Source organism: Streptomyces apricus (genome assembly GCF_008369065.1).
Lineage (GTDB): Bacteria > Actinomycetota > Actinomycetes > Streptomycetales > Streptomycetaceae > Streptomyces > Streptomyces apricus.
Map to the genome: position 1 here is coordinate 19,766 of NZ_VDFC01000002.1, position 24,380 is coordinate 44,145.

At 71.0% G+C, this 24,380-nt stretch carries 24 protein-coding genes and 3 pseudogenes; 11 read left to right on the forward strand and 16 right to left on the reverse strand.

Going from position 1 to position 24,380, the window contains the following annotated elements:
* Positions 1 to 2: 2 nt before the first annotated feature.
* Both FGF04_RS00240 and FGF04_RS00245 read right to left on the reverse strand, forming a co-directional pair.
* Positions 3 to 1,742: pseudogene (locus FGF04_RS00240) on the reverse strand (pyruvate dehydrogenase).
* Positions 1,743 to 1,899: 157 nt separating this feature from the next.
* The gene (locus FGF04_RS00245) at positions 1,900 to 2,889 is read right to left on the reverse strand and encodes a pirin family protein (RefSeq protein ID WP_149509119.1); all 990 of its coding nucleotides are present in this window, start codon (positions 2,887 to 2,889) and stop codon (positions 1,900 to 1,902) included.
* Between the two features lie 207 nt (positions 2,890 to 3,096).
* Between FGF04_RS00245 and FGF04_RS00250 the strand changes: the two genes are divergently transcribed.
* Positions 3,097 to 3,549, forward strand: coding sequence for a carboxymuconolactone decarboxylase family protein (locus FGF04_RS00250; protein ID WP_235882106.1), 453 nt, complete (start codon positions 3,097 to 3,099; stop codon positions 3,547 to 3,549).
* Here FGF04_RS00250 and FGF04_RS00255 read toward each other — a convergent pair.
* On the reverse strand, positions 3,457 to 4,968 hold the full coding sequence (locus FGF04_RS00255) for an MFS transporter (protein WP_235882104.1): 1,512 nt from the start codon (positions 4,966 to 4,968) through the stop codon (positions 3,457 to 3,459). The genes FGF04_RS00250 and FGF04_RS00255 overlap by 93 nt on opposite strands.
* Positions 4,965 to 5,828, reverse strand: a complete 864-nt coding sequence (locus tag FGF04_RS00260) for an alpha/beta hydrolase (RefSeq protein WP_149509120.1) — start codon at positions 5,826 to 5,828, stop codon at positions 4,965 to 4,967. Before FGF04_RS00260 ends, FGF04_RS00255 begins: the two co-directional genes overlap by 4 nt.
* A gap of 91 nt (positions 5,829 to 5,919) precedes the next feature.
* Between FGF04_RS00260 and FGF04_RS00265 the strand changes: the two genes are divergently transcribed.
* A complete protein-coding gene (locus tag FGF04_RS00265) occupies positions 5,920 to 6,852 on the forward strand; it encodes a LysR family transcriptional regulator (RefSeq protein ID WP_149509121.1) in 933 nt (310 codons plus the stop codon).
* 18 nt (positions 6,853 to 6,870) lie between these two features.
* Here FGF04_RS00265 and FGF04_RS00270 read toward each other — a convergent pair whose 3' ends face one another.
* The 3 genes from FGF04_RS00270 to FGF04_RS00280 form a co-directional block, all read right to left on the reverse strand.
* Positions 6,871 to 7,338 (reverse strand): MarR family winged helix-turn-helix transcriptional regulator, encoded by a 468-nt coding sequence (locus FGF04_RS00270; RefSeq protein WP_149509122.1) that lies wholly within the window; start codon positions 7,336 to 7,338, stop codon positions 6,871 to 6,873.
* Positions 7,339 to 7,534: 196 nt separating this feature from the next.
* A complete protein-coding gene (locus tag FGF04_RS00275) occupies positions 7,535 to 8,194 on the reverse strand; it encodes a hydrolase (protein WP_149509123.1) in 660 nt (219 codons plus the stop codon).
* Between the two features lie 300 nt (positions 8,195 to 8,494).
* On the reverse strand, positions 8,495 to 9,385 hold the full coding sequence (locus FGF04_RS00280) for an alpha/beta hydrolase (RefSeq protein ID WP_408055570.1): 891 nt from the start codon (positions 9,383 to 9,385) through the stop codon (positions 8,495 to 8,497).
* Positions 9,386 to 9,509: 124 nt separating this feature from the next.
* Between FGF04_RS00280 and FGF04_RS00285 the strand changes: the two genes are divergently transcribed.
* On the forward strand, positions 9,510 to 9,926 hold the full coding sequence (locus FGF04_RS00285) for a MarR family winged helix-turn-helix transcriptional regulator (protein ID WP_149509125.1): 417 nt from the start codon (positions 9,510 to 9,512) through the stop codon (positions 9,924 to 9,926).
* A gap of 236 nt (positions 9,927 to 10,162) precedes the next feature.
* Here the strand turns inward: FGF04_RS00285 and FGF04_RS00290 are convergent, their stop codons facing one another.
* The 5 genes from FGF04_RS00290 to FGF04_RS00310 all read right to left on the reverse strand — a co-directional run bounded on the left by FGF04_RS00290 (position 10,163) and on the right by FGF04_RS00310 (position 13,552).
* Positions 10,163 to 10,471, reverse strand: coding sequence for a GNAT family N-acetyltransferase (locus FGF04_RS00290; protein ID WP_149509126.1), 309 nt, complete (start codon positions 10,469 to 10,471; stop codon positions 10,163 to 10,165).
* 186 nt (positions 10,472 to 10,657) lie between these two features.
* Positions 10,658 to 11,077, reverse strand: coding sequence for an N-acetyltransferase (locus tag FGF04_RS00295; protein WP_149509127.1), 420 nt, complete (start codon positions 11,075 to 11,077; stop codon positions 10,658 to 10,660).
* Between the two features lie 73 nt (positions 11,078 to 11,150).
* Positions 11,151 to 11,819 carry an NADPH-dependent F420 reductase gene (locus tag FGF04_RS00300; RefSeq protein WP_149509128.1) on the reverse strand — a complete coding sequence of 223 codons (669 nt, stop codon included), beginning with the start codon at positions 11,817 to 11,819 and terminating at the stop codon, positions 11,151 to 11,153.
* On the reverse strand, positions 11,816 to 12,895 hold the full coding sequence (locus tag FGF04_RS00305; RefSeq protein ID WP_149509129.1) for an LLM class flavin-dependent oxidoreductase: 1,080 nt from the start codon (positions 12,893 to 12,895) through the stop codon (positions 11,816 to 11,818). The genes FGF04_RS00300 and FGF04_RS00305 overlap by 4 nt, the downstream gene beginning before the upstream one ends.
* A 438-nt stretch (positions 12,896 to 13,333) precedes the next feature.
* Positions 13,334 to 13,552: a hypothetical protein gene (locus tag FGF04_RS00310; RefSeq protein ID WP_149509130.1), complete on the reverse strand. Its 219-nt coding sequence runs from the start codon at positions 13,550 to 13,552 to the stop codon at positions 13,334 to 13,336.
* A gap of 558 nt (positions 13,553 to 14,110) precedes the next feature.
* Between FGF04_RS00310 and FGF04_RS41970 the strand changes: the two genes are divergently transcribed.
* Positions 14,111 to 14,191, forward strand: a complete 81-nt coding sequence (locus FGF04_RS41970; RefSeq protein ID WP_408055571.1) for a hypothetical protein — start codon at positions 14,111 to 14,113, stop codon at positions 14,189 to 14,191.
* A gap of 92 nt (positions 14,192 to 14,283) precedes the next feature.
* On the opposite strand, the gene FGF04_RS00325 is transcribed toward FGF04_RS41970, so the two are convergent.
* From FGF04_RS00325 to FGF04_RS00335, 3 genes are all read right to left on the reverse strand, one after another.
* Entirely contained in the window at positions 14,284 to 14,634 is a 351-nt protein-coding gene (locus tag FGF04_RS00325; RefSeq protein ID WP_149509131.1) for a hypothetical protein, read from the reverse strand.
* Between the two features lie 28 nt (positions 14,635 to 14,662).
* Positions 14,663 to 15,163 carry a TetR/AcrR family transcriptional regulator gene (locus FGF04_RS00330; protein WP_149509132.1) on the reverse strand — a complete coding sequence of 167 codons (501 nt, stop codon included), beginning with the start codon at positions 15,161 to 15,163 and terminating at the stop codon, positions 14,663 to 14,665.
* A 135-nt stretch (positions 15,164 to 15,298) separates the two neighbouring features.
* The gene (locus FGF04_RS00335; RefSeq protein ID WP_149509133.1) at positions 15,299 to 16,873 is read right to left on the reverse strand and encodes a cutinase family protein; all 1,575 of its coding nucleotides are present in this window, start codon (positions 16,871 to 16,873) and stop codon (positions 15,299 to 15,301) included.
* 96 nt (positions 16,874 to 16,969) lie between these two features.
* Here FGF04_RS00335 and FGF04_RS00340 point away from each other — a divergent pair, with 96 nt between their 5' ends.
* The 7 genes and pseudogenes from FGF04_RS00340 to FGF04_RS00375 all read left to right on the forward strand — a co-directional run.
* Positions 16,970 to 17,275 (forward strand): hypothetical protein, encoded by a 306-nt coding sequence (locus FGF04_RS00340; protein ID WP_149509134.1) that lies wholly within the window; start codon positions 16,970 to 16,972, stop codon positions 17,273 to 17,275.
* Positions 17,276 to 17,372: 97 nt separating this feature from the next.
* Positions 17,373 to 17,798, forward strand: coding sequence for a phage tail protein (locus FGF04_RS00345; RefSeq protein ID WP_149509135.1), 426 nt, complete (start codon positions 17,373 to 17,375; stop codon positions 17,796 to 17,798).
* A 16-nt stretch (positions 17,799 to 17,814) separates the two neighbouring features.
* The gene (locus tag FGF04_RS00350; RefSeq protein WP_149509136.1) at positions 17,815 to 18,540 is read left to right on the forward strand and encodes a CIS tube protein; all 726 of its coding nucleotides are present in this window, start codon (positions 17,815 to 17,817) and stop codon (positions 18,538 to 18,540) included.
* Entirely contained in the window at positions 18,540 to 20,441 is a 1,902-nt protein-coding gene (locus FGF04_RS00355) for a VgrG-related protein (RefSeq protein WP_149509137.1), read from the forward strand. The genes FGF04_RS00350 and FGF04_RS00355 overlap by 1 nt, the downstream gene beginning before the upstream one ends.
* Positions 20,442 to 20,607: 166 nt before the next feature.
* On the forward strand, positions 20,608 to 21,054 hold the full coding sequence (locus FGF04_RS00365; RefSeq protein WP_149509138.1) for a GPW/gp25 family protein: 447 nt from the start codon (positions 20,608 to 20,610) through the stop codon (positions 21,052 to 21,054).
* Positions 21,054 to 23,012, forward strand: coding sequence for a putative baseplate assembly protein (locus FGF04_RS00370; protein WP_149509139.1), 1,959 nt, complete (start codon positions 21,054 to 21,056; stop codon positions 23,010 to 23,012). The genes FGF04_RS00365 and FGF04_RS00370 overlap by 1 nt, the downstream gene beginning before the upstream one ends.
* Positions 23,009 to 23,470: pseudogene (locus FGF04_RS00375) on the forward strand (phage tail protein); the annotation flags it as partial. The gene FGF04_RS00370 and the pseudogene FGF04_RS00375, both read left to right, overlap by 4 nt.
* On the opposite strand, the pseudogene FGF04_RS00380 reads toward FGF04_RS00375, so the two are convergent.
* Positions 23,453 to 24,380, reverse strand: a pseudogene (locus FGF04_RS00380) (threonine synthase); the annotation flags it as partial. The pseudogenes FGF04_RS00375 and FGF04_RS00380 overlap by 18 nt on opposite strands.

Consider the following 24,380-nt stretch of genomic DNA (forward strand, 5'->3'; position numbering starts at 1 on the left):
GCTCAGGGACGGGGAATGTTCCGCAGGTTGGCACGGGCCAGGTCGAGCATCCTGCCCACGCCTCCGTCGAGCACCGTCCGGCCTGCCGCGAAGGCGAACCCCTTGACCTGAGCGGCCGAGATGTGCGGCGGGATCGACAGCGCGTTGGGGTCGGTCACCAGGTCGACCAGGAACGGTCCGTCATGGGCGAGCGCCTGCTTGAGCCCTTCGACGACATCCCCCGGGCGCTCGATGCGGATCGCCTCGATGCCCGCGGCGCGGGCGATCGCCGCGTAGTCCACCGGCTCGTGGTCGGTCTCGTGCTCAGGCAGCCCCTCGACCAGCATCTCCAGCTTCACCATGCCCAGCGAGGAGTTGTTGAAGACGATCGTCTTCACCGGCAGGTCGTGCAGCTTCACCGTGAGCAACTCGCCCATCAGCATGCCCAGTCCGCCGTCGCCCGACATCGAGATCACCTGACGGCCGGGGTGGGCGAACTACGCGCCGATGGCGTGCGGCAGCGCGTTGGCCATCGTGCCGTGCAGGAACGAACCGATCACCCGGCGCCGCCCGTTGGGGGTCAGATAACGCGCCGCCCACACGTTGGACATACCGGTGTCCACGGTGAACACCGCGTCGTCGGCCGCGAGTTCGTCCAGGACGGAGGCCGCGTACTCGGGGTGGATCGGGGTGTGCCGCCCCACGTCGCGGGTGTAGGCGGAGACCACCGTCTCCAGCGACTTGGCATGCTTGTGCAGCATCCGGTCCAGGTAGGCACGGTCCTGTTTCGCCTCGACCAGCGGCAGCACGGACCGCAGTGTCTCCCGGACGTCGCCGTGGACCCCGAGTTCCAGAAGAGTGCGGCGACCGAGGCGGCCGGCGTCGTGGTCGATCTGCACGGTCCGCGCCTGCGGCAGGAAGTCGTTGTACGGGAAGTCGGTGCCGAGCAGGACGACGAGGTCGGCCTCGTGCATCGCGTCGAAGCAGGCTCCGTACCCCAGCAGACCGCTCATGCCCACGTCGTACGGGTTGTCGAACTGGATCCACTCCTTGCCCCGCAGGGTGTGCCCGACGGGAGCGGCGGCCTTCTCCGCGAGCGCCATGACCTCGGCGTGCGCGTCCCGCACTCCGGCACCGCAGAACAGCATCACCTTCCGTGCCGCGTTCAGCTTCTCGGCCAGCCCCCGAACCTGCGTGTCCGGCGCGACGACCCTGCCGCGTTCGGTGACCAGGTCGCTGCTTCCCGTCGGACCGGCCGCCTCCTCGTGTGCGACGTCGCCCGGTATCACCAGGACCGACACGGCGCTGTTGCCGAGGGCTCGCTGCAGGGCGATCCGCAGGACCCGGGGCATCTGCCCGGGGGTGCTGATCATCTCGCAGTAGTCGCTGCACTCGGTGAACAGCCTCTCAGGATGGGTCTCCTGGAAGAATCCGGTGCCGATCTGGTGGGACGGGATGTGCGAGGCGAGCGCCAGCACGGGCGCACCGGAGCGGTGCGCGTCGTACAGCCCCTGGATCAGGTGCGTGTTTCCCGGGCCGCAGCTGCCGGCGCACACCGCGAGCCTGCCGGTCAGCTGGGCCTCCGCCGCGGCGGCGAAGGCAGCGGCCTCCTCGTTCCGTACGTGCACCCACTCGATGCCGTCGGTACGGCGCACGGCGTCGACGACCGAGTTCAGGCTGTCGCCCACCACGCCGTAGATCCGCTCCACGCCCGCCTGGCGCAGGATGTCCACCATCTGCTGCGCCACGGTCAGGTTCCGCATCACCGGACTTCTCCCTTCGGGCTGCGCACCTGTCCCCTGCGACAACGGACAGCTGACAGCCGACAGCCTCAATGTAGTTGACGCATCCACTTTAGTCGGTCGAGCCGCGTCCGCAGCCACCGCAGGACGTCGGGCGTGACCGGATCCGCGAGGGAGGTCAGGGGGTCGGCGGGTTCCGGCGCGGTGTGATGACGGCGTTCGGCAGGGCCGGTGCGGGAAGGCGGTCGCCGGGAAAGTCCTCGATGGCGCCGAAGCGGTCGGCGGAGGCCTCCCAGTCCTCGCGGGCCTTCACGATGTCCTCGTGGCTGCGGCCGATGAAGTTCCACCACATGACGATCTCCTCCCCGAAGGGGGGTCCGCCCAGGAGGACGGTCCGCGCCGGGGCGTCGGTCTCGTTCGTCATCGTCAGGGTGTCCGAGCCGCGCGGAACGTAGCCGAGTTCGGTGGGCCGCAGTGCGGTGTCGATCAGGCGGACGTGGCCGCTGTCCACGAGGAGGCCGTGCTCGAAAGCCGCGTCCACGGCGAGGGTGAGCGTCCGGTGCGGTTCGATGACGATCTCGGCGCCGAGAAGTGGCGTGAAGGTCCGGGCCGGGGAGGTCCGGCCGGCGAGCGAGCCCAGGAAGACCCTGATCCCGGCACCGTCGACCTGCGTGGGTTCGGGCACATGGTGCTGGAAGTCCCGGGCGGCGGCCCGGTGTCCCTCCGGCAGCGCGACCCACAGCTGGACGCCGTGGATGACGGTGGTGTCCGGGGTGGAGACCTCCGAGTGTGCGATGCCGTGCCCGCCGGTCATGAGATTCATCTCGCCGGGCCGGATGAAGGCGTGGGTGCCGAGCGTGTCGCGATGCTCGATCTCGCCGCTGAACAACCAGCTCACCGTCTGCAGCCCGGTGTGCGGATGCGGAGGCACGTTCATGCCTCCCGACGCGGCGACCTGGTGCGGGCCGTAGTGGTCGACGAAGCACCAGGCGCCGATGAGGGTGCGGCTGCGCTGGGGCAGCGTCCGCCGCACCAGCATCGCACGCGGACCGCCGAGGGGGACCTCACGCGCCGTCAGGACATCGACCCGAGGGGCTCCGGTCGTTCCTTCACCTTCGGCGGGTGCACCGCAGCGCAGAGCCGCGACATCGGTTTCCGCGTTGCTCACCTGGAACACCTTCCACACAGCCTTGTTGTCGTGTCAACTATGATGCCACGGAGGCGGGCCGATGACCACATCACCCGTACGGGACCAGGCCGTTCCGAGCTCGCCCCGCCCGAAGGAGACTCCGACGTGAGCAGTCCCACCCGCAGTTCTCCCGCCCTCAGTTCCCCCACCCGTAGTTCTTCCGCCAGCAGTTCTCCCGCCCGCAGGATCTTCATCGACAAGCAGAGTCCCCAGGCCTTCCACGCCCTGGTGCAGGTCTCGGAAGCAGTCCGGGCGACGGCCTCCGAGGCCGGGCTCGGGCGCACCGCCGTGGAACTGATCAACCTCCGCGTATCGCAGCTCAACGGCTGCGCCTACTGCCTCGACGTGCACACCGCAGCGGCCCTGCGCGCCGGCGAGTCACCGCGCAGACTCGGAGTCCTGAACGCATGGCGGGACACCGACCTGTTCACTCCCACGGAGCGCGCCGCCTTGGCGCTGGCCGAGGCCACCACTAATCCGGCGGACGCCGCGTCCCAGGCGTCCGCGTACGAGGCCGCCCGACAGGCTCTCTCCGAGGACCAGATCTCAGCCGCGATCTGGGTGGCGGTCACCATCAACGCGTTCAATCGAGTGTCGATCATGAGCAAGCACCCGGTGAAGCCGTCCCAGGCCGGGTAGAGGCGGTTCGTACTGCTTCAGTGAGCGCGTCGGGGMCGGCGGCCGGAACGAACCCACCTCGGAGGAGGGCCCGGGACCGTCCCGCCGCGGACGGAGGCTGAGCAGCGCCGTGAGCGCGAAGACCGCGGCCTCGTAGACCATGGCGTGGGCGAACGCCGCGTTCGCCCCGTCGGCCGGTGCGAAGTAGGCCAGCCCGGCCGCCGTCACCCCGATCGAGCCGCCGAGCTGCTGGGCCGTGGGCAGCAGGCCGGACACCGAAGGCGCGGCGGCGCCCCGCACACCCGCCAGCACCAGCGCGAAGACCGCGGCGGTGAAGAGGCCGAACGCGGCGCCGCCCACCGCCAGTACCGGCAGGGCAGCCCGGCGCCCGGGCCCGGTGCCGACGAGCGGGGCGAGCGCCGCGGCCGTACCCGCCAGGACGAGCGCGGCGGCCGTCAGCACCGCCGGGCCCAGCCGGCGGGAGAGCGCCGGGGCCGCACGACTGCCCACCACGGCCGCGGCGGCGAACGGCGCCGACACCAGCGCGGCGGACAGCGCCGAGTACCCGAGGGCGGACTGCAGGTGCAGCAGGAGCAGGTACGTGAACGACGGCACCCCGGCGTTGAAGACGAACACCAGCAGCACGCCCCGCCGTGCGGTCCCGTCCGCCAGGACCGACGGGTGGACCAGCGGGTCCGGCCGGTGCCGGAGCGTGCGGACGAAGCAGGTGAGGGCGGCCGCGGACACGGCGAAGGAGGCCCAGGTCCACCAGGGCCAGCCGACCTCCCGCCCCAGCGCGCACGGCAGGACCAGGGCGGCGAAGCCGGTGGTGGCCAGCGCCGCGCCGACCGGGTCGACGCGCTGACCGTCCCCGCCCCGTGCAGGAGGCAACAGAGCTGCTCCGGCCAGCGGGACGAGTGCCACCGGAACGGTCACCAGGAAGACCGTGCGCCAGCCGAGGCCGAAGAGGTCGGCGCCGATGAGCAGCCCGCCGACGAGCGGTCCGGTCAGCGAGGCCACGCCCATCGTGGCGCCGTACAGGGCGAGGGCCCGTGGGCGGCGCTCCGGGGGAACGCCGACGCGGATGAGGGAGAGCACCTGAGGGGCGACCAGGCCGCTGCCCGCGCCCTGCACCAGCCGGGCCGCGATCAGCCATCCGGCGCCGGGCGCGGCGGCGCAGGCCACCGAGCCGGCCGTGAACACCACGGTGCCCAGCACGAACAGCCGCCGGTAGCCGTAGCGGTCACCCAGCCGTGCGGCGGTGATGAGCAGGCACGCGTACGCCAGGGTGTATCCGGCCAGCACGAGCTGCATCGCACCGGGGCCCGAGCCCAGGCCGGACCGGATGGCCGGAGCGGCGATCTGCGCGACGGTGACGTTGAGCAGTTGCACGAAGGTCGCGCTCAGCAGCACCGGCAGCAGCAGGCGTCGGCCGTTCACCGGACCAGGGCCTCGGCGAGTTCCCGCGGGCGGGCGGCGAACGGGCTGTGGCTGCCCGGCAGGGTGCGGACGGTGAACGGCTCGTCCGGCACGGCCCGGTCGGCCTCCGCGATCATCAGGTCCTGTACGGCCGTCGGCAGTGCCCGGTCGTCCGCGCAGCGCAGGAAGGTGCGCGGGATACGGCCCCATCGCCGTGCGGTCAGGGGGACGGGGGTCGCCGGGACCGCCAGCGGCAGGTCGGGGCTGAGCGCGGAGCGCCAGCGGTCGAAGCGGTCGGCGGGTGTGTCGTGGTAGTGGGTCTGCCGCAGCTCCTCAAGGTAGCCGGGGTCCGTGGAGAGCGGGTCGATCCGTACGGCGCCCAGCGCCCCGGGGTCACCCAGGTTGAGGATCCGTCCGCGTGCGGTGGCGTTCTCGGGGGCGGTGAGGTAGTCGAAGAAGCGGGGGCGGCCGGCGGGGACGAACGCGGAGAGGTAGACGAGGCGGTCGACCAGTTCGGGGGCGCGCTCCGCGGCCAGCGAGGCGGGACCGCCGCCCGCGCTGTGCGCGACGAGCACGACACGGTGGTAGCGCCGGACCCGGCGCAGCGTGTCCAGGACGGCGTCGGCGCAGTCGTCCATCGTCACGTCGGCGAGCCGCGACCTCTCGGTCAGCAGACCGGGGCGGCCGGGCAGCAGGTAGCCACTGGGCAGGGGCGCGTCGAAGCCGTGCCCCGGCAGGTCGACGGCGACGCTCGCGGCCCCGAGAGAGGCGAGTGCACGCTGGGTGGCCGCCCACTGCCACGAGCCGTGCCAGGCGCCGTGGACCAGGACGAGGACGGTGTCGTGCAGATCGGGATCCGCGCTGTTCGGGGAGGGGTGCATGGCTCCCATCCCAGACGGTGAGGACGGATCGATCCAGGCGGATATATGAAAGGCTGGCCGGCGATACTTCGCCGGTATGGAGGCAGCGGTCTTGGAAGCACGGCATCTGCGGTACGCGCTCGCCCTCGCCGAGCACGGACACTTCGGCCGGGCCGCCCGCGCGCTGGGGATCGCGCAGCCCCCGCTGTCCAAACAGATCGCCGACCTGGAGCGCGAGACCGGAGCCCGGCTCTTCGACCGGACGCGCCAGGGCGTGTTCCCGACCCCCGCGGGCGAGGCGTTCCTCGCCCGGGCGCGGCGGGCGTTGGACGAGATGGCGGCGGCCACGGTCGACGCCGGCCGGGCGGCACGGGGCGAGACGGGCCGGCTGCGGCTGGGGTTCGTCGCCTCCGCGCTGCTCGATCCGCTCCCGGACGTCCTGGGCCGGTTCGGCCGCGAACGGCCCGGGGTACGGCTGGAGTTGCACGAGATGGCGTCCCGCCGCAGCACGGCCGCGCTCGTCGCCGGAGAGCTGGACGTGACCGTCACCCTCGGGCCGCCCCGGGGCGCCGGGGCCGAGCGCCTGGTGTCGGTCCCGGTCGGGCACGACCACCTGATCGCCGTGGTGGGCAGCGCGCACCCCTATGCCGGGCAGGCGTCGATCGGCGTGGACCAGTTGCGACGGCAGCAGCTGATCGTGGCCGCCGGGGAGGACGAGCCCGCCGTCGTCATCGGGCTGCGCACCCTGCTGGGCGAGGACGTCGCCGCGCTGGACGGTGCCACCGTGGCCAGGGACGTGCACACGATCATGGGTCTGGCGGCCTGCGGGATCGGGGTGGGCCTCGGGCCCTCCCGCATGCGGTCGGTCCCGCGACCGGGGGTCCGGTTCTGCGAGGTGACCCCGAGGACGGCGCTGCCCGACCTGGTCCTGTCCTTCGCCGACCGGGACCGCTCCCCGGCGCTGGGTGCCTTCCTCGACACCGTGCGCAGGAACTGCCCCGACGTCGGTGCCGCGCTCGACCTGCGGCTGGGCCCCGCCTGCTGAATCAGGAACTCCGTCCGCTCAGTCCGGCTGCTTCTCCATGTGCTTGAGGACGCGCCCGGAGAGACGGCCGAGTGTGCTGAGCTGATGCGGAGTCAAAGCGTCTATGAACAGCCGGCGGACGTGCTCGACGTGCTGGGGCGCCGCCTCCTCGATGGCCTTGTAGCCGGCCGGGGTGGCGACGACGAAGGCTCCGCGCCCGTCGTCGGGGCAGTCCTCCTTGGCCACGAGTCCTCGCTTCGTCATACGCGTGACCTGGTGGGACGTGCGGCTCTTCTCCCACTCCAGAAGTTTGGCCAGCTCCAGGAAACGCATGCGCCCGCCGCCTCTCTCGGTGAGGCTGACGAGCACGATGTAGTCGGAGGCGGAGAGCCCGGAATCGGCCTGGAGATAGCGGGACAGCCGTCCGATGAGCTTTTCCTGCAGACGGATGAAGTTGTCCCAGGCGGCCTTCTCTTCCGGGCTGAGCCAGTGTGGCGTCGCGTCCATGAGCGCATCCTAACAAAATTGTTGACAGCTCACCTATTTGCATCAATCGGCCATATGATCACCGGTTGACACAGCGATGGCTGCGGCGAAAGACACGCCGGGACGCTCAGGGGTGGACACCAGGGGCGGACGTCAGGGGTGGACGTCAGGGGCGGACAGCGAACCGGCCCCCGGATCCCCCAGGGGCCGTTCGCAATCAGACGCCGCTGCCGACACGCCCCCCGGCGAGCAGCTGCGTCTCCCAGGCGAAGGCGACGCCGCTGGCACCGCCGTGCTGGAGCAGGACGTCGGTCACGCCCGCGATGGTCTCCTCACGCGCCCAGTCGCGCTGCCACTCGCTCGCCACGGCCAGCCAGGTGATCGGCACCACTCCCGCCTGGACCATGCGCTGCACGGCCATGTCATGCGCTTCCTTCGTGGCACCGCCCGAGGCGTCGGTGACGACGAAGACCTCGAAGCCCTCGCCCGCCGCCTGTATCGCCGGCATCGCGACACAGATCTCCGTCCAGAGACCGGCCAGGATCAGTTTCTTGCGTCCGGTCGCCTTGACGGCGTCGACGACGCGCTCGTCCTGCCAGGTGTTGATGAGCGTGCGGTTGATCGGCTTCTGCTCCGGGAACACGTCCTGCAGCCCCTTGACGAGGTAGCCGCCGCGTTCCTCCAGCACGGTTGTCAGGACGGTCGGCACGTCGAACACCTTGGCGGCCTCGGCCAGGCCGACCGCGTTGTTCAGGATCATCGTGGGTTCATGGCTGTGCAGGTTGGCGAACTGGAACGGCTGGTGGTCGATCAGGACGACGACGCTCTCCTCGGGCGTCAGCAGTGCCTGCAGTCCGGACGTGGCTTCCTTGCTCATGAAATCCCTCTCCGGGGTACGGATGGTGGGCGCTCGGACGGCGCGACGCCGACAGGGCTTCGCGCGTGCGCACAGGTGCTCCGAAGTCGAGCCGGCCGAACGAGAGGCGGCCCGGGGTACCAGGCGGCTACCGGCCTCAACTGGATGACGTGACACCTACATTAAGCACGGATACTTGATACGTCAACCAGAACCCCGTCCCTCCGCACCGGCGAACTCAGTTGGCTTGAAAGGCAGTTGGAGCGTCGGACGGCGGGCCGTCAGAGCCTCACGACAACACGGCCCGCTCCCCCGCCCGCCCTACAGGTGACGGTCGTAGAAGCCCGCGAGGCGGTCGACGGCAGCGTCGACGTACTCCGGTTCGTCGTACATCTCGTAGTGGCCCGCGCCGTCGACCACCATCAGGTCGACCGGGTTGGGGGCCAGCTTCCACAGCCGCATGCCGGACTCGTAGGAGCCGGTGTTGCCGATGCGTCCGGCGAGGACGACCTGCAGCGGCTGGGTCATGAGCGGGTCGACCAGGTGGTACGCGTCGTAGCCCAGCAGGAGCGCGTCGCCGCGTGCGAGGCGGAGGTTGGTGGAGCGCTCGTTGCCGCCGCGCCCGGTGCGGTAGTAGGTGATCGCCTGCGCCGTGTCGATGTCGGTCATACCGGCTGCCTCGGCTTCCGCCACGGTGTCGGGCAGCCAGTTCACCCGGGTCAGCTCGCCGGAGCGGGACTCCTCGGTGCGGGCGTCGGCCAGGGCGTCCAGGGCGGCGACCGGGCCGTCCGGCTGGAAGCCGCGGAACGACGTACCCATGTTGCCGGGTACGACCGTCCCCACCGCCTTGATGCGGTGGTCCGTGCGAGCGGTGTGCACCGCGTATCCACCGCCGGCGCAGATACCGAGGACGCCGATGCGTTCCGGGTCGACGCCGTCGGTCGTGGTGAGTGCGTCGATCGCGTAGGAGATGTCCCCACCGCGGCGGTAGGGGTCTTCGAGGTCGCGGGGTTCGCCTCCGCTCTCGCCTTGATGGGCGGGGTCGAACACGAGCGCCGCGATGCCGCGCGCGGCGAGACGGGAAGCGTAGTTGGCGCCGATCTGCTCCTTCACGCTGCTGCCGGGCGTGGAGAGCACCACGGTTCGCGGCGCGGTGGCGTTGTCGGGCAGGTGGAGGTCGGCGACGAGTTCGATGGGCCCACGCGGAATCATGATGCGCTGGATCACAGTGGCGTCCTTCGCGAGGTTGTCGTTCCATGGACGACCAGTACAAGATGTCTACTGGTACAGTTTGAAACTAATACAGAACTGTACCACTTGGAGATGGGGAACCCGCATGACGGTGGACGGGGCGCAGTTGTGGAGACTGAACCAGCGGCTGCTGAGCGCCGTGATGGGTGCCTGCGCGCAGGAACTGGCCGAACTCGGTCTGGAGACCAAGGAGTTCTTCGTCCTGGCCGAGGTCGAGGCTTCGCCGTACCCTGCCGAGATCGCGACGGCACTGCTGCTGCCCAAGGCATCCGTGACGGTCTACGTCCGCAACCTGGTCGCCAAGGGGTTCGTCCGGCGAGAGATCGACGACGCGGACCTGCGGCGCCATCGGCTCGTACCGACCGCTGAAGGTGTGGAAGCGCGGGACCGGGCACTCGCGGCCCTTGCGACGGAGTACGACCGCAGGCTGGCGAGGATCACCGCGCGGGACCGTACGGAGTTGCAGCGCATCCTTCAGGAGATGCTCGTCCCGCCCGCCTGAGACGACGACGAGGGCGAACTACCAGCACGCCCCGTGCTCGGCTGCGGGCGTCCCTTCCGGGCTGGAACGGCCGCTGGAACCGCGGCCGGCGCAGAGGCAGACGCAGGCAGGTCACCGCCCGCAGGACCCCGCGTGGTCGCAGTACGGCTGAAGACCGCTCTGCCCGCAGCCGCACAACACGGCCCTGACCTCGGCACGCGGACCTTGCGGCGTGTCCACCTCTTCGGTCGCTCTCTTCAGTCACTGACCCTGCTGCGGGACTGGTACAGCAAGTCCTGGTACTCAGGGTGGCGGGCGATCCAGCCCGCGAAGAAGGGGCAGGTCGCCAGCACGCGCAGATTCGCCTGCCCCGCCTGGTCGAGGGCAGTACGGGCCAGCGCCGACCCCACTCCCCCGCCCTCGTGCCCCGGCTCGACCTCGGTGTGCACGAACGCGATCAGCTCCGTCGTACGGATGTACTGCGCGATGCCGGCCACCTCGGACTCCCCCTCGACGCGCGCCTCATAGCGCGTCGCCTCGGGCACGTCCCTCACGTCGATCGTCATTACGCCCTCCTCATGAGCTCGTTCAGGTCCAACAGGAACAGTCGGTCATGCGCCGTCACTTCGAGAGAAAGTCCCTGCTCCCTACGCGGCCGGCTCCCGTGCCGCGCCGACCGGCGTCGGGACCGGGATCCGCGGTCGCGAGCTCAGGTATGTATCCCGCCGGCTCTCCGTACGTAAGGGGAATCTTCACTCCGCGACACCCGCGACACCCGCGACACCCGCGCCGAACGCGGCGCGCGTGATCACGTCCATGTCGTCGGGTACGGGCTCGCGGAACACACCACCGCTCGCGACGAAACTGTCGCCGTTCTCCCGCAGATGGCGGGCGAACATCGGGCACATGGGCACGACGGTGACGTTCTCACGGATGCTGTCAGCGAGCGCCTTGCGCACCAGAAGCTCGACCAGATCGCGTCTGCCGACATCCTGGTACACCTCGGTGCAGAAAAATATTCGCTCCTCGCGCACGTCGGACACGACGACGAAGTCGGCCGTGCCGAGGGATGTCCGGTCGGCGCGTCTGACGGTGTAGGAGCTCATGGGGCTGCCCCCATCGAGCTCGACCGTCATCGACGCACCGGTGTTGCCCGTCACTTCTCGCGTCATCCGGCTGTCCTTCTCGGGAGAGCGTCATGGCGTGGCCGCGGTCTTCCGGTTCGGCCGCGGTGCTTCCGGTGCGTTACGCGTCCTCGAAAAGTGCTGTGGGAGCGGGGCTGCCGGTCAGCGTGCGGAGCTGGTCGATTTCCACGTCGGCCCCGAAGGCGGGGGTTCCGGGCTCAAGCCGGATGCCCGTCGCGAGGTCGCCGATGACGAGTGGGTCGAATCCGAGCCTGTCGACCAGCACGGACACGATGTCCAGGTCATCGGGCGCGTCACCGGCGACCGCGATGGCCTTGCGCCGGTCGCTGCCCGGCGAACGGGCCTCGTCTTCGAGGTCGTGGTAGCCCATGTGGTTGAAGGCCTTCACCACACGGGCGCCCGGCAGGAACCGCTGGACGGCTTCACTCGACGAGACACCGGGCGGCAGGATCGTGTCGCGGGGGCCGTCGACCTCCCACCAGTGGTTCATCGCGTCGACGACCAGCTTTCCCTCCAACTGCGGGACCGGGAGGTCGCGGTGTCGGCCGAGAGGGAGGGCCAGGACCACCACGTCGGCGGCGTCCGCGGCCTGGGCCGGCCACACAGCGGTCGCCCCAGGAGTGAGGATCTTCGTGGTCAGCGCGATCCTGGAGGGGTCACCGGACCCGGAGATCAATACCCGGTAGCCGGCGCCGACCGCCAGGCGCGCCAGGACGGTGCCGATCTTCCCCGCTCCCAGGATGCCGATCGTGGTGACGGGGTCGGTCATCGCGTCGCCCCTGCCGTGGTCGCGGGCCGCTCGGCCAGAAGTTCGCGGACCCGGGGGATGACCTGGGTGCCGTACAGCTCGACCGAACGCAGCCGTGCGGAGGCCGAGACGGTGCCAGCGGCGGAGTAGATCATGTCGAACCGGCCCACGTCCAGCGCCCGGACAGCATGAGCGATCTTGGCCGCGACCGTCTCGACCGAACCGACGTACAGCGACCCGCGGTCCACCTCGGCGTCGAATTCCTCCCGGCGCAGCGGCTGCCAACCGCGCTGCGCCCCGATCCGGTCGCGGATCTCCTTGTAACCGGGGTGGAAGAGCTCCTTGGCCTCCTCGTCGGTGGCGGCGACGAAGCCGGGCGAGTGCATCCCGACCGGCCGGGCGGCCGTCCCGAACTCCTGGCTCGCCCTCCGGTACAGGTCCACGTAGGGAGCGAACCGGTCGGGGGCGCCGCCGATGATGGCGAGCATGAGCCCGAAGCCGTGCTGAGCGGTGCGGAGCACGGAATTCGGTGTTCCGCCGACCCCCACCCAGGTGGTGAGCCGGCCCGAATCGGTCTTCGGGTACACGTCCGCGTCGTGCAGGGCGGCGCGCGTGGTGCCCTTCCAGGTGACCGGCTTCTCGTCCAGGAGCCGGTGGAACAGGTCGACCTTCTCCTCGAACAGCACCTCGTAGTCCTTCAGGTCGTACCCGAACAGGGGGAACGACTCGGTGAAGGAGCCCCGTCCGAGAATCACCTCGGCGCGGCCGCCGGACAGCGCGTCCACCGTGGCGAACCGCTGGAACACGCGCACCGGATCGTCCGAGGACAGCACCGTCACACCTGAGGCGAGCCGGATGCGCTTCGTGGCCGTGGCGATCCCCGCCAGTACCGTCTCGGGGCTGGAGATCGCGTATTCGGGCCGGTGGTGCTCACCCAACGCCACCACATCGATACCGACCTCGTCGGCGAGGACCGCCTCGGCCACGGCGGCCCGGATCGCCTGCGCGTGCGTGACGACCTCTCCCCGGTCGTCACGAGGGCGGTCCCCGAAGCTGTCGATACCGAACTCGATCTGCGAAACGTCCGTCGTATTCACTTCTTGCAGCGCTTTCGCTCGTAGGGGCGTGACGGTGCGCGGTGCGCAAGGAGCAGGCGGAACCTTCGCCACCGGGCAGGCTGCGCGGCGTCCCCGCCGGTCGGGTGACGAGTCGTCATCTCCGGTCGGCAGGCCGTACGACGGCGGGGAACGCGGGAGCGTGTGCCTGACGAAGCGGCTGCGGCATCGCTTCACGGGTCATCCGGCCACCTCCGTCGATCTGGTTGACATGTAAACCATGACACTCGACTGTTTACGTGTCAACCAGATCGGGGTGCGGCAGACGCGACCGCACGTCATGTGACCTGGCACGTGAGCCCGCGGCCGGACCGGAACACGGAAAGGCCGTCGAGCCTGTGGCCGACGGCGAGGGTGGGGGGATCAGTGAGTGACCGGGAACGGCTGGATGAGGCCGCGGCAGCGGCAGCAGCCGCAGCCTCAGACCAGGGCCTGGAGGACGAGCGCGGTGGCCGTGGTCAGCACGGCGGTCGGCAGCATGATCGCCCGCGCGCGGTCGAGGGAGCGCTCGACCGCGGGCGTCAGGCGTGGCCGACGCGAGGCCGTCCCGGGTATGTGGGTGACCGTCTCAGGCCCATGGGCCGGCATGTGCATGTCGGACACGGCGGTCACCGGCAGATCCGTTCTCTTTTCACTCATTCGCTCCCGGTGTCCCTCAGAAGGTCCCCGTAACGCCTGGTCACCGTTACGAGTTCATTCCGCCACCCGAGCGTTATCGGAGCCGCGAGAACGGCACGCCGAAGAGGACCGGCCACGATGTGATCGTGCCCGCGACCAGGCAGGTCACGCGGATGTCAGCGCCTCCGTGGGCGAGAGACGTGCAGCACGGACGGAGGGATACGCGCCGGCGAGCATGCCTGTCAGCGCGGCCCCGAGGCAGCCGCCCGTGACCGGCACCGGGGGAATCACCGTGGGTCAGCCCTGATGGGCCGCGTAGCCGGTGGTGGCGGACCGTCGCGCATACGGATCACCCGTGGCAGTTGCGCGGCGATGTCACGGCCGCGTCGGTCTCGCCGCCCGCCGCGTGGAGGCCGGTGTCGAGATCGAGGTGGAGGACACGGGAAGCGGTATTCATCATGAGGACCTGCCCCGGGCGTTCGACCGCTTCTGGCGGGCCGAACGCGGGCCGAACCGTCCCGCAGCAGACGGACAGGGAGCAGCGGGCTGGGGCTGGGGCCGGCCATCGTCCGCCAACTGGTGCGGGCACACGGCGGAGACGTCTCCGTCAGCAGCCGGCCCCACGTACGGACGGTGTTCCGGATGGAACTGCCCGACTGACCCGCGCGTCGGCAGCACCCCGGTGCCGGGCCGGCGTCAGGACAGCCGCGGCCACGTCGCGGAACTCGGCCTGTCCCTTTTCCCGTGCGGTTTCACGCGAGGGCGTTCTCGATCAGGGCGACGGTCGCGCGGGGGTCGTCCACCTGGAGGACCAGGCGTGCGTACTCTTCGTCGGCGAGTTCGACGACGACGGCCTTCGACGCGTTCTTGACGTTCCAGAAGACCTTCTCACCCTCCTGATGGAAGGTGCCCGCGGTGATCAGACCGGGTACGTGGGCGCCCGGTGCGCGGATTCCCTTGGGGTCGGCGGCGATGCCGGGGTCGGCGGTCGCACCGCGGACGTTGGCCAGCGGGATGGTCAGGCTGCCCTTGAAGGACCAGAGCTTGTCGAGACCCTCGTTCACGACGACGAGGTTGTCGCCGTCGATGCGTACCAGTGCCATGTCGGACTCCCTTTTCAGGTAGGGGGTTTCAGGTAGGGGGGATGAGCTGCCGGGACAGCGCGGTGGCGGCGCCGTCGGGGGCGCCGCGCAGGAGAAGGCCCAGCGCGGCGGCGGTGAGGGCGGCGGCCAGGTCGGCGGGAACGCCGAGCGCGTCGGCGATCGCCCGGTCGACGGCGGCCAGGGCGGCCTCCACCTCGGAGGCCACCTCCTCGTCGGCCGACGCGCGGTCGACCGTCGCGAGGAGGAGCAGGCCGAGGTCGGCCGACGTGATCAGCCGCAGCACGGCTGCGGCATCCGGCGCGTCGGCGAGGGCGTCGAGCAGCGGGCGAACGTCGTCGGCGAGGTGGCGGCGCAGGGCGATCAGGTAGAGGCCGCGCTTGCTGCCGAACGTCTTGTACAGGCTGTTGCGGTGCAGGCCGAGGTGGCTGACGAGGTCGTCGACGGACACACCGTCATACGCACGTCCGCCGAACAACCCCACGGCGGCGCGCACCACTTCGTCCTCGTCGAATGACCTCGGCCTACCCATGACCACCACGGTAGACGCTTTAGGAACGATCGGTCAAGAACGATCGTTCCTAAAAACCGCGCTCTTTCGGGCAAGCCTGGGGCGGCCGTGCGCGCACGGCCGCCCCAGGTAGGTGTGTGTGTCATCCGCCGCGGTTCAGCAGGGCGGGATGACCTGGCTCCAGTCCGCGAACCTGCCCGTCGTCAGGTAGTGGTCGTTGACGTAACCACCCGGCAGGGCTCCGCCGGTGTCGGCGAAGAACCAGTACCGGTTGCCCGTTCCGTCGGCGTCGACCGCTCCCGTCGTCCAGCAGAGCACGATGAGCTCGTCGCCGTTGTGGCCCTGGTAGGACGAACTGCGCCCGTGGTCGTAGTCCGGCCGGTTGTACATGCCGAGGAACGATCCGGAGTCGATGCCGGTCACCCGGGCGCACCAGCTCTCGGGGTCGCCCCCGATGTCGCAGTGGTAGAGCCCTTGGTCGGGCGGGGGCGTGGAACCCGCGCACTCCGGCACACCGGGGATCCATGCGGGGCCGCGCAGATAGAGGTTGCTGATCCAGCCGTGCTGGACGGGCAGGTAGGACCAGACGTCGTTGGTGACACCGCCGTCCGTCACCGGCTCGGCATGTTTCTGGCACTGCACGTAGACGGTGGTGGGACCGGGGAACCGATGAGTGATCCCGGCGTCGGTCGTCGGGGCCGTGCGCACGTTGACGTCGGTCGCCCACATCTCGACCGGCGTGGTGCCGGGCGGCACTTCGGGCTCGGGCGGTGGGTGGACGATGTTCCGCTGGGCGACCGCCGCGGTGACGGCACGGCCGGCGACGTCGGTCGCCACACGCCTGCCCTGCTCGTTCTGCCACCTGATCACCGGGTTCCCGTTCACCCGGGCGTTGTCCCGGTAGGCGACGTGCGGCGGGTTGGTCGTACCGTCGTCGATGCTCAGGCCGAACTCCGCCAGCCAGTTGCCCGTGCCGGGGCGTCCCGGCTTGTTGCACACGAGGTCGTCGGTGCGGCAGACGTCGAAGTACCGCCCGTCACCGATGAATCCGGCGAACACCGACGGCACCGACACCCGCTGCATCAGTCCGCCGCGGTCGATGGTGGTGGTGGTCTCCTGGTAGTCGCGGTTGAGGGTGAGCATCTGCCTGTTCTGCGCCATGCCGACCTGGCCGTTGTGGCGGGACGCGTCCCCGACGGMGATGGCGGCGCCCACCGAGTCGGAACGCCGCTGGTCCCCGGCGACGGCAGGGTCGGCGAGGGCGTTCTTGACCACCTGACCGCCCTGCGAGTACCCGATCAGCACCAGCGTCGGGCGGCTCGGGCAGTCGGAGTAGAACTGGATCTCGCGGACCAGTTCGTCGCGGCCCTTCCCCATCGACTCCCAGTAGTCGTCGGGCCCCGGGTTGTTGCCCAGGAAGGGTGGCCACGGCAGGTCCCAGTCGACCGCCGACGCCGGATAGGGCAGATTGCGTGCGGTGATGTCGCTGCTCGGCACGCCTCGCGCGTTGAGCGCCGCGGTCACCGCCCGGACGTAGGTGTCGTTCACACCGACGGATCCGTAGGGCGTGGTCACGTTCGGTTGTACGTACTCAGCCGTGCCGTAGGCATTGATGATCACCCACGGCTTGTCGCAGTTCATGGCCGGCTGGGGAGGCGGCGGCAGCGCGGACGCGCTGTCGGCACCGGCGAGTTGGGCCATGGAGAACAGTCCGGCCAGCAGCGCGAGCACCGCGGTCCATATCGCCCCACGGCGTGGCGTGCGTTTTCCCTCTGATCGTTTCGGTCGCCCGTACCTCCGAGCCGGCCCGCCCAACCCGCACCCTCCGTGCAGCGGAATCCGCTGCCCACGTCCGCCCGCGCCACCACGGCCGTCGCCCCGGTCACGGCCACCGGCACCATGGCGCACGGGTCGTCCGGATCCGGCAAGGGCGGGTCGCCGCCCGACGACCCCAAGGACCCGCCGCCCGGGTACACGGCGGTCGCCGAGGGGCAGTTCGACCCCCGCTCCCTGACCGACTTCCAGCTCGACGAGCTCACGCACCGGCTGATCGGCCGGATCACCCGGCTGATCCGCACCGAGCTGCGGCTCGACCGGGAGCGGATCGGCAGACTGCGCGACCCGCGCCGCTGACCCTCCGCCGCCCGGCCGCCCACCGGCGGCCGGGACCCGCACCGGAACCCAAGAGCACGACCCCGCACCACCGACGTCCGCAGAAAGGCCGCCCCCGATGCCCCGCGATCTCGACCCGGGCTCCACCATCTTCTTCACCCTGACCATCGACGGCGAGAGCCTCGGGTACTTCAACGGGTGCGAGGGGCTCTCGTCCTCGGTGGAGATCGAGCAACGCCAGGAGGGCGGCAGCAACGGGTTCGTCTGGCAGCTTCCGTCGCGCGTCACGTACTCCAACATCCGGCTGACCCGGCCGCTGACCCCCGACACCACCAAGGTCGCGGCCTGGATCTCGTCGGTGGCCACGGGCATCAAGCGGCCGACCGCCCAGATCGCCGCGCTGCGCGCGGACGGCTCCGAGGTGGCGCACTGGGGGCTGATCGACGTGCTGCCGGTGAGCTGGACGGGCCCCTCCCTGGACCCGGCCAACCCGAGCGTGGCCACCGAGGTCCTGGAGATCACGCACCACGGGTTCACGGACTGAAGGGCGGGGACACCACATGGCCAAGGGAAGCAAGGGCGGCGCGGGCAAGAGCCTGGTGCGCGCCACGCTCGCCATCCACGAACCGCCCATCGGCTCCAGCACCACCCCGGGCGGTCTGATCAAGACGTTCAACTTCGACTTCAACCCCTCGCAGCTGCAGCTGAACCGGCGCGCCCAGTGGAAGTCCACCCCGGCCGCGGCGGTGCGCAACGGCACGGTCCCCGAGTTCATGGGGCCCGAGCCGCGGGAGATGACGGTCGAGATCTTCCTGGACTCCTCGACCAAGCCGAGCAGCAACGCGGTGCTGAAGAACGTGGAGTCCCTGCTGGACTGCTGCGAGGTGACGGCCAAGAGCATCGCCGCGAAACAGCCCTCGCCGCCCTGGGTGATCTTCCAGTGGGGTTCGTTCTCCACGGCCCGCTTCACCGCGTACGTGGCCTCCGTGGACGTCACCTACTCGCTGTTCGGCACGACCGGTGTGCCGATCAGGGCCACCTGCCGGGTGTCCCTGCACGAGGTCCCGACGACGGTCAAGGGCCAGAACCCGACCTCGGGCTCGCTCACCGCGCAGCGGGTGCACCGGGTCGTCGCGGGGGACACCCTGCAGTCCCTGGCCTGGCGCGAGTACGGCAACGCGGCCGTGTGGCGGGCGATCGCGGAGAACAACGGCATCGACGACCCCTCGCAGCTGCGTCCCGGCACCGAACTGGTGCTGCCGGCCGCCGAAGAGGTGCGTCTCTGATGCCCGAACCGTCCTTCTCCAACATCATCGATGTCACCATCGACAGCAAGAAGATCCCGGTCGACTACATCCACCTGCTCGTCGCCGGCTGGGTCGACCTCGGGGCCGGCGTGCCCGGCGAGTTCCGGCTCACCTTCCGCGACCCGCACCGGGAGGTGCTCAAGAAGCTGAACATCAGGTTCGGCTCCAAGGTGGTCATCGCGCCCGTCTCCAACGGCAAGGGCGCGGCGACACCGCTGCTCACCGGCGAGGTCACCGGCATGGAGGCCGACTACGACGGCACCGGTACGTTCGCCGTCGTCCGCGGCTACGACCCCGGCCACCGGCTCATGCGGGTGCGCAGGGTGGCCGCCTACACCAACCAGTCGGCCACCGACATCGCCCGCAAGCTGGCCAAGATGAACGGTGTCGACGTCGGGAAGGTCGAAAGCACCGGGAAGCCCTACGAGTTCATCTCCCAGTCCAACGTGACGGACTGGGACTTCCTGGCGCGGCTCGCGGACGAGGCCCAGATGGTCATGTCCCTGGACGCCAAGGGGAAGTTCCAGTTCGGCAAGCCGGACCCGGCGTCCACGGCGCCCCCGGTCACCACCCCCGGCCAGGCCAACCCCCGTGTGCTGCGGGGCCGGGAGGAGGTCCTGCGCTGCCGGGCCGCCGTCACCGCCGCCGACCAGGTCGACAAGGCCGAGGTGCGCGGCTGGGACGTCAAGACCAAGAAGAAGGTCGTCGAGCCCCAGAACACGAAGACCTACCCGGGCGTCGCGATCGGGCGCACCCCGCAGGAGGCGGCCAACGCCTTCAAGGCCGCCAAGCTGGTCGAGACCGACACCCCGTACGACGACCGGCCCGAGGCGAAGCGGGCCGCGGCCTCGCTCGCGGAGGACATCACCGCGTCCTTCGCCGAGCTGGAGGTCACGGTGAAGGGCAATCCGGTGCTGCGCCCCGGCGTGACCATCGCCCTCGCCGACGTGGGCTTCCCCTTCGAGGGCAAGTACACGATCACCTCCGTACGGCACACCTTCCAGGCGGGCAGCCACTACGAGACGCTGGTGAACGTCAGCGGCCGGCAGTGGCGCTCCCTGTTCGGCCTGGCGTCGGGCGGCGGTGCGACGGCGCCCCGGCTGCCGAGCGTGGCGAACGCGCTGGTCACGGATGTGCAGGATCCGCTCAAGCAGGGGCGGGTGAAGCTGCAGTTCCCGTGGCTGGACGACGCGTACGTCAGCGACTGGGTGCGGTCCGTGCAGCTGGGCGGGAAGCTCGGCGGCGGGATCTTCCCGATGGACGTCGGCGACGAGGTGCTGGTCGCCTTCGACCGGGGGGCGCTGGACCATCCCTTCGTCATCGGCGGCCTCTACAACGGCGTCGACAAGCCGACCGTCGTGAAGGACGTGGCGCTGCACGACCCGCTCAAGAAGAAGGCGATCCGGCACACCCTGTCCGACCGGGACGGCAACCGGGTGGACCTGCTCAGCCAGCAGACCGGCGCCCGCAAGCAGGGCGTCCGGGTGGCCAGCGGCAACGACAAGCTGGTCATCAACCTGGACCGCACCAAGACCGAGATCACCGTGGACAGCAAGGGTGCCGTCAGCATCAAGGGCGGCACCTCGGTCTCCGTCGACGCGGGCACCGACCTCGAACTGAACGCCCGGCGCAGCATCAGCATCAAGAGCGGCGGGCCGCTCACCCTCCAGGGCCGCGGGATCGTCAACCTCAAGTCGCTCGGCGGCGCGGTGACGGTGGACGCGATGGGTGCCCTCAACCTCAAGGCGCTCGGCGCGGCGTCGGTGAACGCGGGGGGCACCGTGCAGATCAACACCATCGGCCAGGTGGGCATGCGCGCCGTCAACATCGACCTCATGGGCATCGTGACGGTCAACAAGAAGCCGTACCCGATCCCGTGACGGCCGTGAGCTGCGCGGGGCGCGTGCCGCCGGGAGGGAGAAGCAGGACCGTGACGACCAGGACCGGAACGACCGGGACGAACAGGACCGGGACCGGAACGACCGGAACCGGAACGACCGGGACCGGGACGACCGGGGCGACGACGAGAGGGCGGGTGGCTCCCTGATGGCCGAGCAGTTCGTCGGTTCCGGCTGGGCGTTCCCGCTGCGCATCGGGCCCACCGGGGGCATCGCCCTGGTCAGCGGGGAGCGCGAGGTCGAGGAGGCCATCCGGCTGGTCCTCGCGACCGCGCCGGGCGAGCGGCCGATGCGCCCCGAGTTCGGCTGCGCCATCCACGACCTGGTGTTCGCCCCGGTCAACGAGGCCACCGCGGGCCGCATCCAGCACGAGGTGTACACGAGCCTCGACCGCTGGGAGCCGCGCATCGAGGTGAGCGACGTCGAGGTGACCGCCGGCGCCGAGACCGAGCAGGGCGTGCTCTTCATCGACGTCCGCTACTCGATCCGCGGCACCAACAACCCGCGCAGCCTCGTCTTCCCGTTCTACGTCATCCCCTCCCACGAGGAGCCCGACGCCATCGGCCCGGGCGACTCCCCTGAAAGCGACCGCTGATGGCCCTGCCCTCCCCGAACCTCGACGACCGCCGCTTCCAGCAGTTCGTCGACGACGCCAAGCGCTACATCCAGCAGCGCGCCCCGGAGTGGACCGACCACAACGTCTCCGACCCCGGGGTCACCCTGGTGGAAACGGTCGCCCACATGGCCGACCAGATCGTCTACCGGCTCAACCGGGTGCCGGAGAAGAACCACCTGGCGTTCCTGGACCTGGTGGGCATCACGCTCTTCCCGCCCTCCGCCGCGCGCACCGACGTCACGTTCTGGCTGTCCGCGCCGCAGGAGGAGCCGGTGCTGCTGCCGGTGGGCACCGAGGTGGCCACCACGCGCACCGAGAGCGAGGAGGCCGCGGTCTTCGCCACCGAGCGCGAACTGACCGTCGTGCCTTGCGAGTTGCGTCACCTCGTGGTCCAGCGCAGCGGCGAGCCCGGCACCGACCGGACCTCCGACCTCGCTGAGGGCAAGGACCTGATGTGCTTCACCGAGTCCCCGCGGCCCGGTGACTGCATGCTGCTCGGGCTGAGCGCCGCCGTGCCGCACTGCGCGGTCGCGCTGGAGCTGGACAGCCGGGTCGACGGTGTCGGCGTGGACCCGCGCCAGCCCCCGCTGCTGTGGGAGGCGTGGACCGAGGACGGCTGGGTCGTCTGCGAGGTCGACCGGGACGGCACGGGCGGTCTGAACCGGCCGGGCGCGGTCGTCCTGCACATGCCCGGCGCGCACATCCTGTCCCGTACCGGCGGGCAGGAGGCCGGCTGGCTGCGCTGCCGGGTCACCGAGCCGCTGCCCGGCCAGCCCTTCTACACGACCTCGCCGACCGTGCGGTCCGCGGAGGCGTTCACGCTCGGCGGCACCACCTCGGCCGTGCACGCGGAGACCGTGCACGACGAGGCGCTGGGCGAGTCCACCGGGCTGCCCGGGCAGCGGCTGCGGCTGGCCAACGCGCCCGTCGTCGGCGACACCCCGCCGGTGCTGCTGCAGACCGCCGAGCACGACGGCTGGGTCGACTGGGAGGTCGTCCCGTCGTTCGCCGCGTCCACCCCGGACGACCGGCACATCACCCTGGACGCCTCGACCGGCGACATCTCCTTCGGCCCGGCGGTACGGGAACCCGACGGCACCCTGCGCCAGTACGGGGCGGTGGCCCCCAAGGGCTCCGTGATCCGCGCCCGGCGCTACCGCACCGGCGGCGGGCGGGCCGGGAACGTGGCGCGCGGCGCCGTCCAGGTGCTGCGCACGTCCGTGCCGTACGTCTCCGAGGTCGTCAACCGGGAGGCCGCGCGCGGCGGGGTCGACGGCGAGACGGTCGAGGAGGCGAAGACCCGCGCGCCGATCACCCTGCGCGCCCAGGAGCGGGCGGTGACCCTGCGCGACTACGAGGAGCTGGCCCGCCGGGCGGCCCCCGAGACGGCCAGGATCACCTGCCTGGAGGGCGACGAGGGCGAGCACGGGGCGTACGCGGTCCGGGTGCTGGTCGTCCCGCAGGCCGTGCCCGACCCCGGCGGCCGGCTGCGCTTCGAGCAACTGGTGCCCGGCGACGACCTGTTGCGCCGCATCACCCGCCACCTCGACGAACGGCGCCTGATCGGCACCCGGCTGGCGGTCGGCCCGCCCTTCTACCAGGGCATCACGGTGGTCGCGACGGTGCACGCCTTCCGCGGCACCGACACCGACCGGGTCCGCCGCCAGGCGCACGACGCCCTGTACCGCCACCTCGACCCGCTGACCGGCGGCGCCGACGGCCGCGGCTGGCGCTTCGGCCGGCCCGTGCAGTCCGGTGAGGTTTTCGCGGTCCTGCAGCGCGTGCCGGGCGTGGAGCTGGTCGACGAGGTCCAGCTGCACCCCGCCGACCCGCTGACCGGCAAGCGCGGCGACCCGACCGACCGCATCGACCTGGACGCCCCGTCGCTGGTCTTCTCCTTCGACCACCGGGTCCGCGTGATCGGGGACCGGACATGAGGGGCTCCGTCGACGGTCTCGGGTCCTCCGCGCCGATCGGGATGACGCTGCCCGCCGTGTTCGCCGACGACGACCTGGCGCAGCGGTTCGTCGGCGGGCTCGACGACGTGCTCGCGCCGATCCTGGCCGTCCTCGACAACCTGGACTCCTACTTCAACCCGCGCCTCGCGCCGGTGGACTTCACCCGGTGGCTGGCCGGCTGGGTGGGCGCCGAGACCGACGGCAGCGAGCCCGAGGACCGGCTGCGGGACGCCGTCGCCGCCGCCGCGTTCCTGCACCGGGTACGGGGCACCAGCCGCGGCCTGTCCGAGGCGGTGCGCCTGGTGTTCGGCGTGGCCCCGGAGATCACCGAGAGCGGCGGCGCCTCCTGGGACGCCCGGCCGCTGGGCCCGGTCCCCGGCGAGCGGCGCCCGCGCCTGCACGTCCACCTGCGGCTGCCGGAGGGGGGAGTCGCGGATTGCCGCCCAGCATGCCGCTGCTGTCGATTCCACGTACAGGCCCTGGGAGGCCAGGTCCGTCTGGGCGTGGCGGAGCTGGTCCTCCGTCACCGTGAGGAACGTGCCGCCGGACTCGCGGACCGCCCGCAGGATCTGGCGTGCCCTCGGCGGACGGGGGATCGCGATGCCCTCGGCGTACGTGGGGGCCGCCGGGGTGACCCCGACCAGGTCGTCAGCGCCCTCCTGCCAGGCGTGGGCCAGCGGGGCGACGGCGGCCGACTGGACCGCGTACAGGGCGGGCCTGCGGTCGATCAGGCCCGCCGCGTGCAGTTCGGCGACGGCCAGTGCCGCGCCGAGCAGCAGCGTGCCGTTCCCCACCGGGACGACCAGCACCTCCGGGAGCCGTCCGCCCAGCTCCTCCCACACCTCGTGGACGTACGTCTTCGTGCCGTGCAGGAAGTACGGGTTGAAGACGTGCGAGGCGTAGAACGTGCCCTCCTCGTCCGCCGCCGCCCGGGCCGCCGACGCCGCCGCCTCGCGGTCGCCCGGGACGACCTCGGTACGGGCCCCGTGCGCCCCGATCTGCTCCAGCTTCTTGGCGGAGGTGCCCTCGGGGACGTACACCGTGCACGGCAGCCGGGCCCGGGCGCAGTACGCGGCGACGGCCGTGCCCGCGTTGCCGCTGCTGTCCGCGACGACCCGCCCCGGCCGCAGCCGCAGGGCCAGTTCGGCGAGCATGACCGCCCCGCGGTCCTTGAAGGAGAGCGTCGGCATCAGGAAGTCGAGCTTGGCCGAGACCCCCTCCCGCAGCTGCACCAGCGGGGTGCGTCCCTCGCCGAGCGAGACCGTGGGGGCCGGCAGGGGCAGGCACTCCGTGTACCGCCACAGCGAGTTGACGCGGCCCGTCAGGGACTTGAGCGGGGCCGGGGTG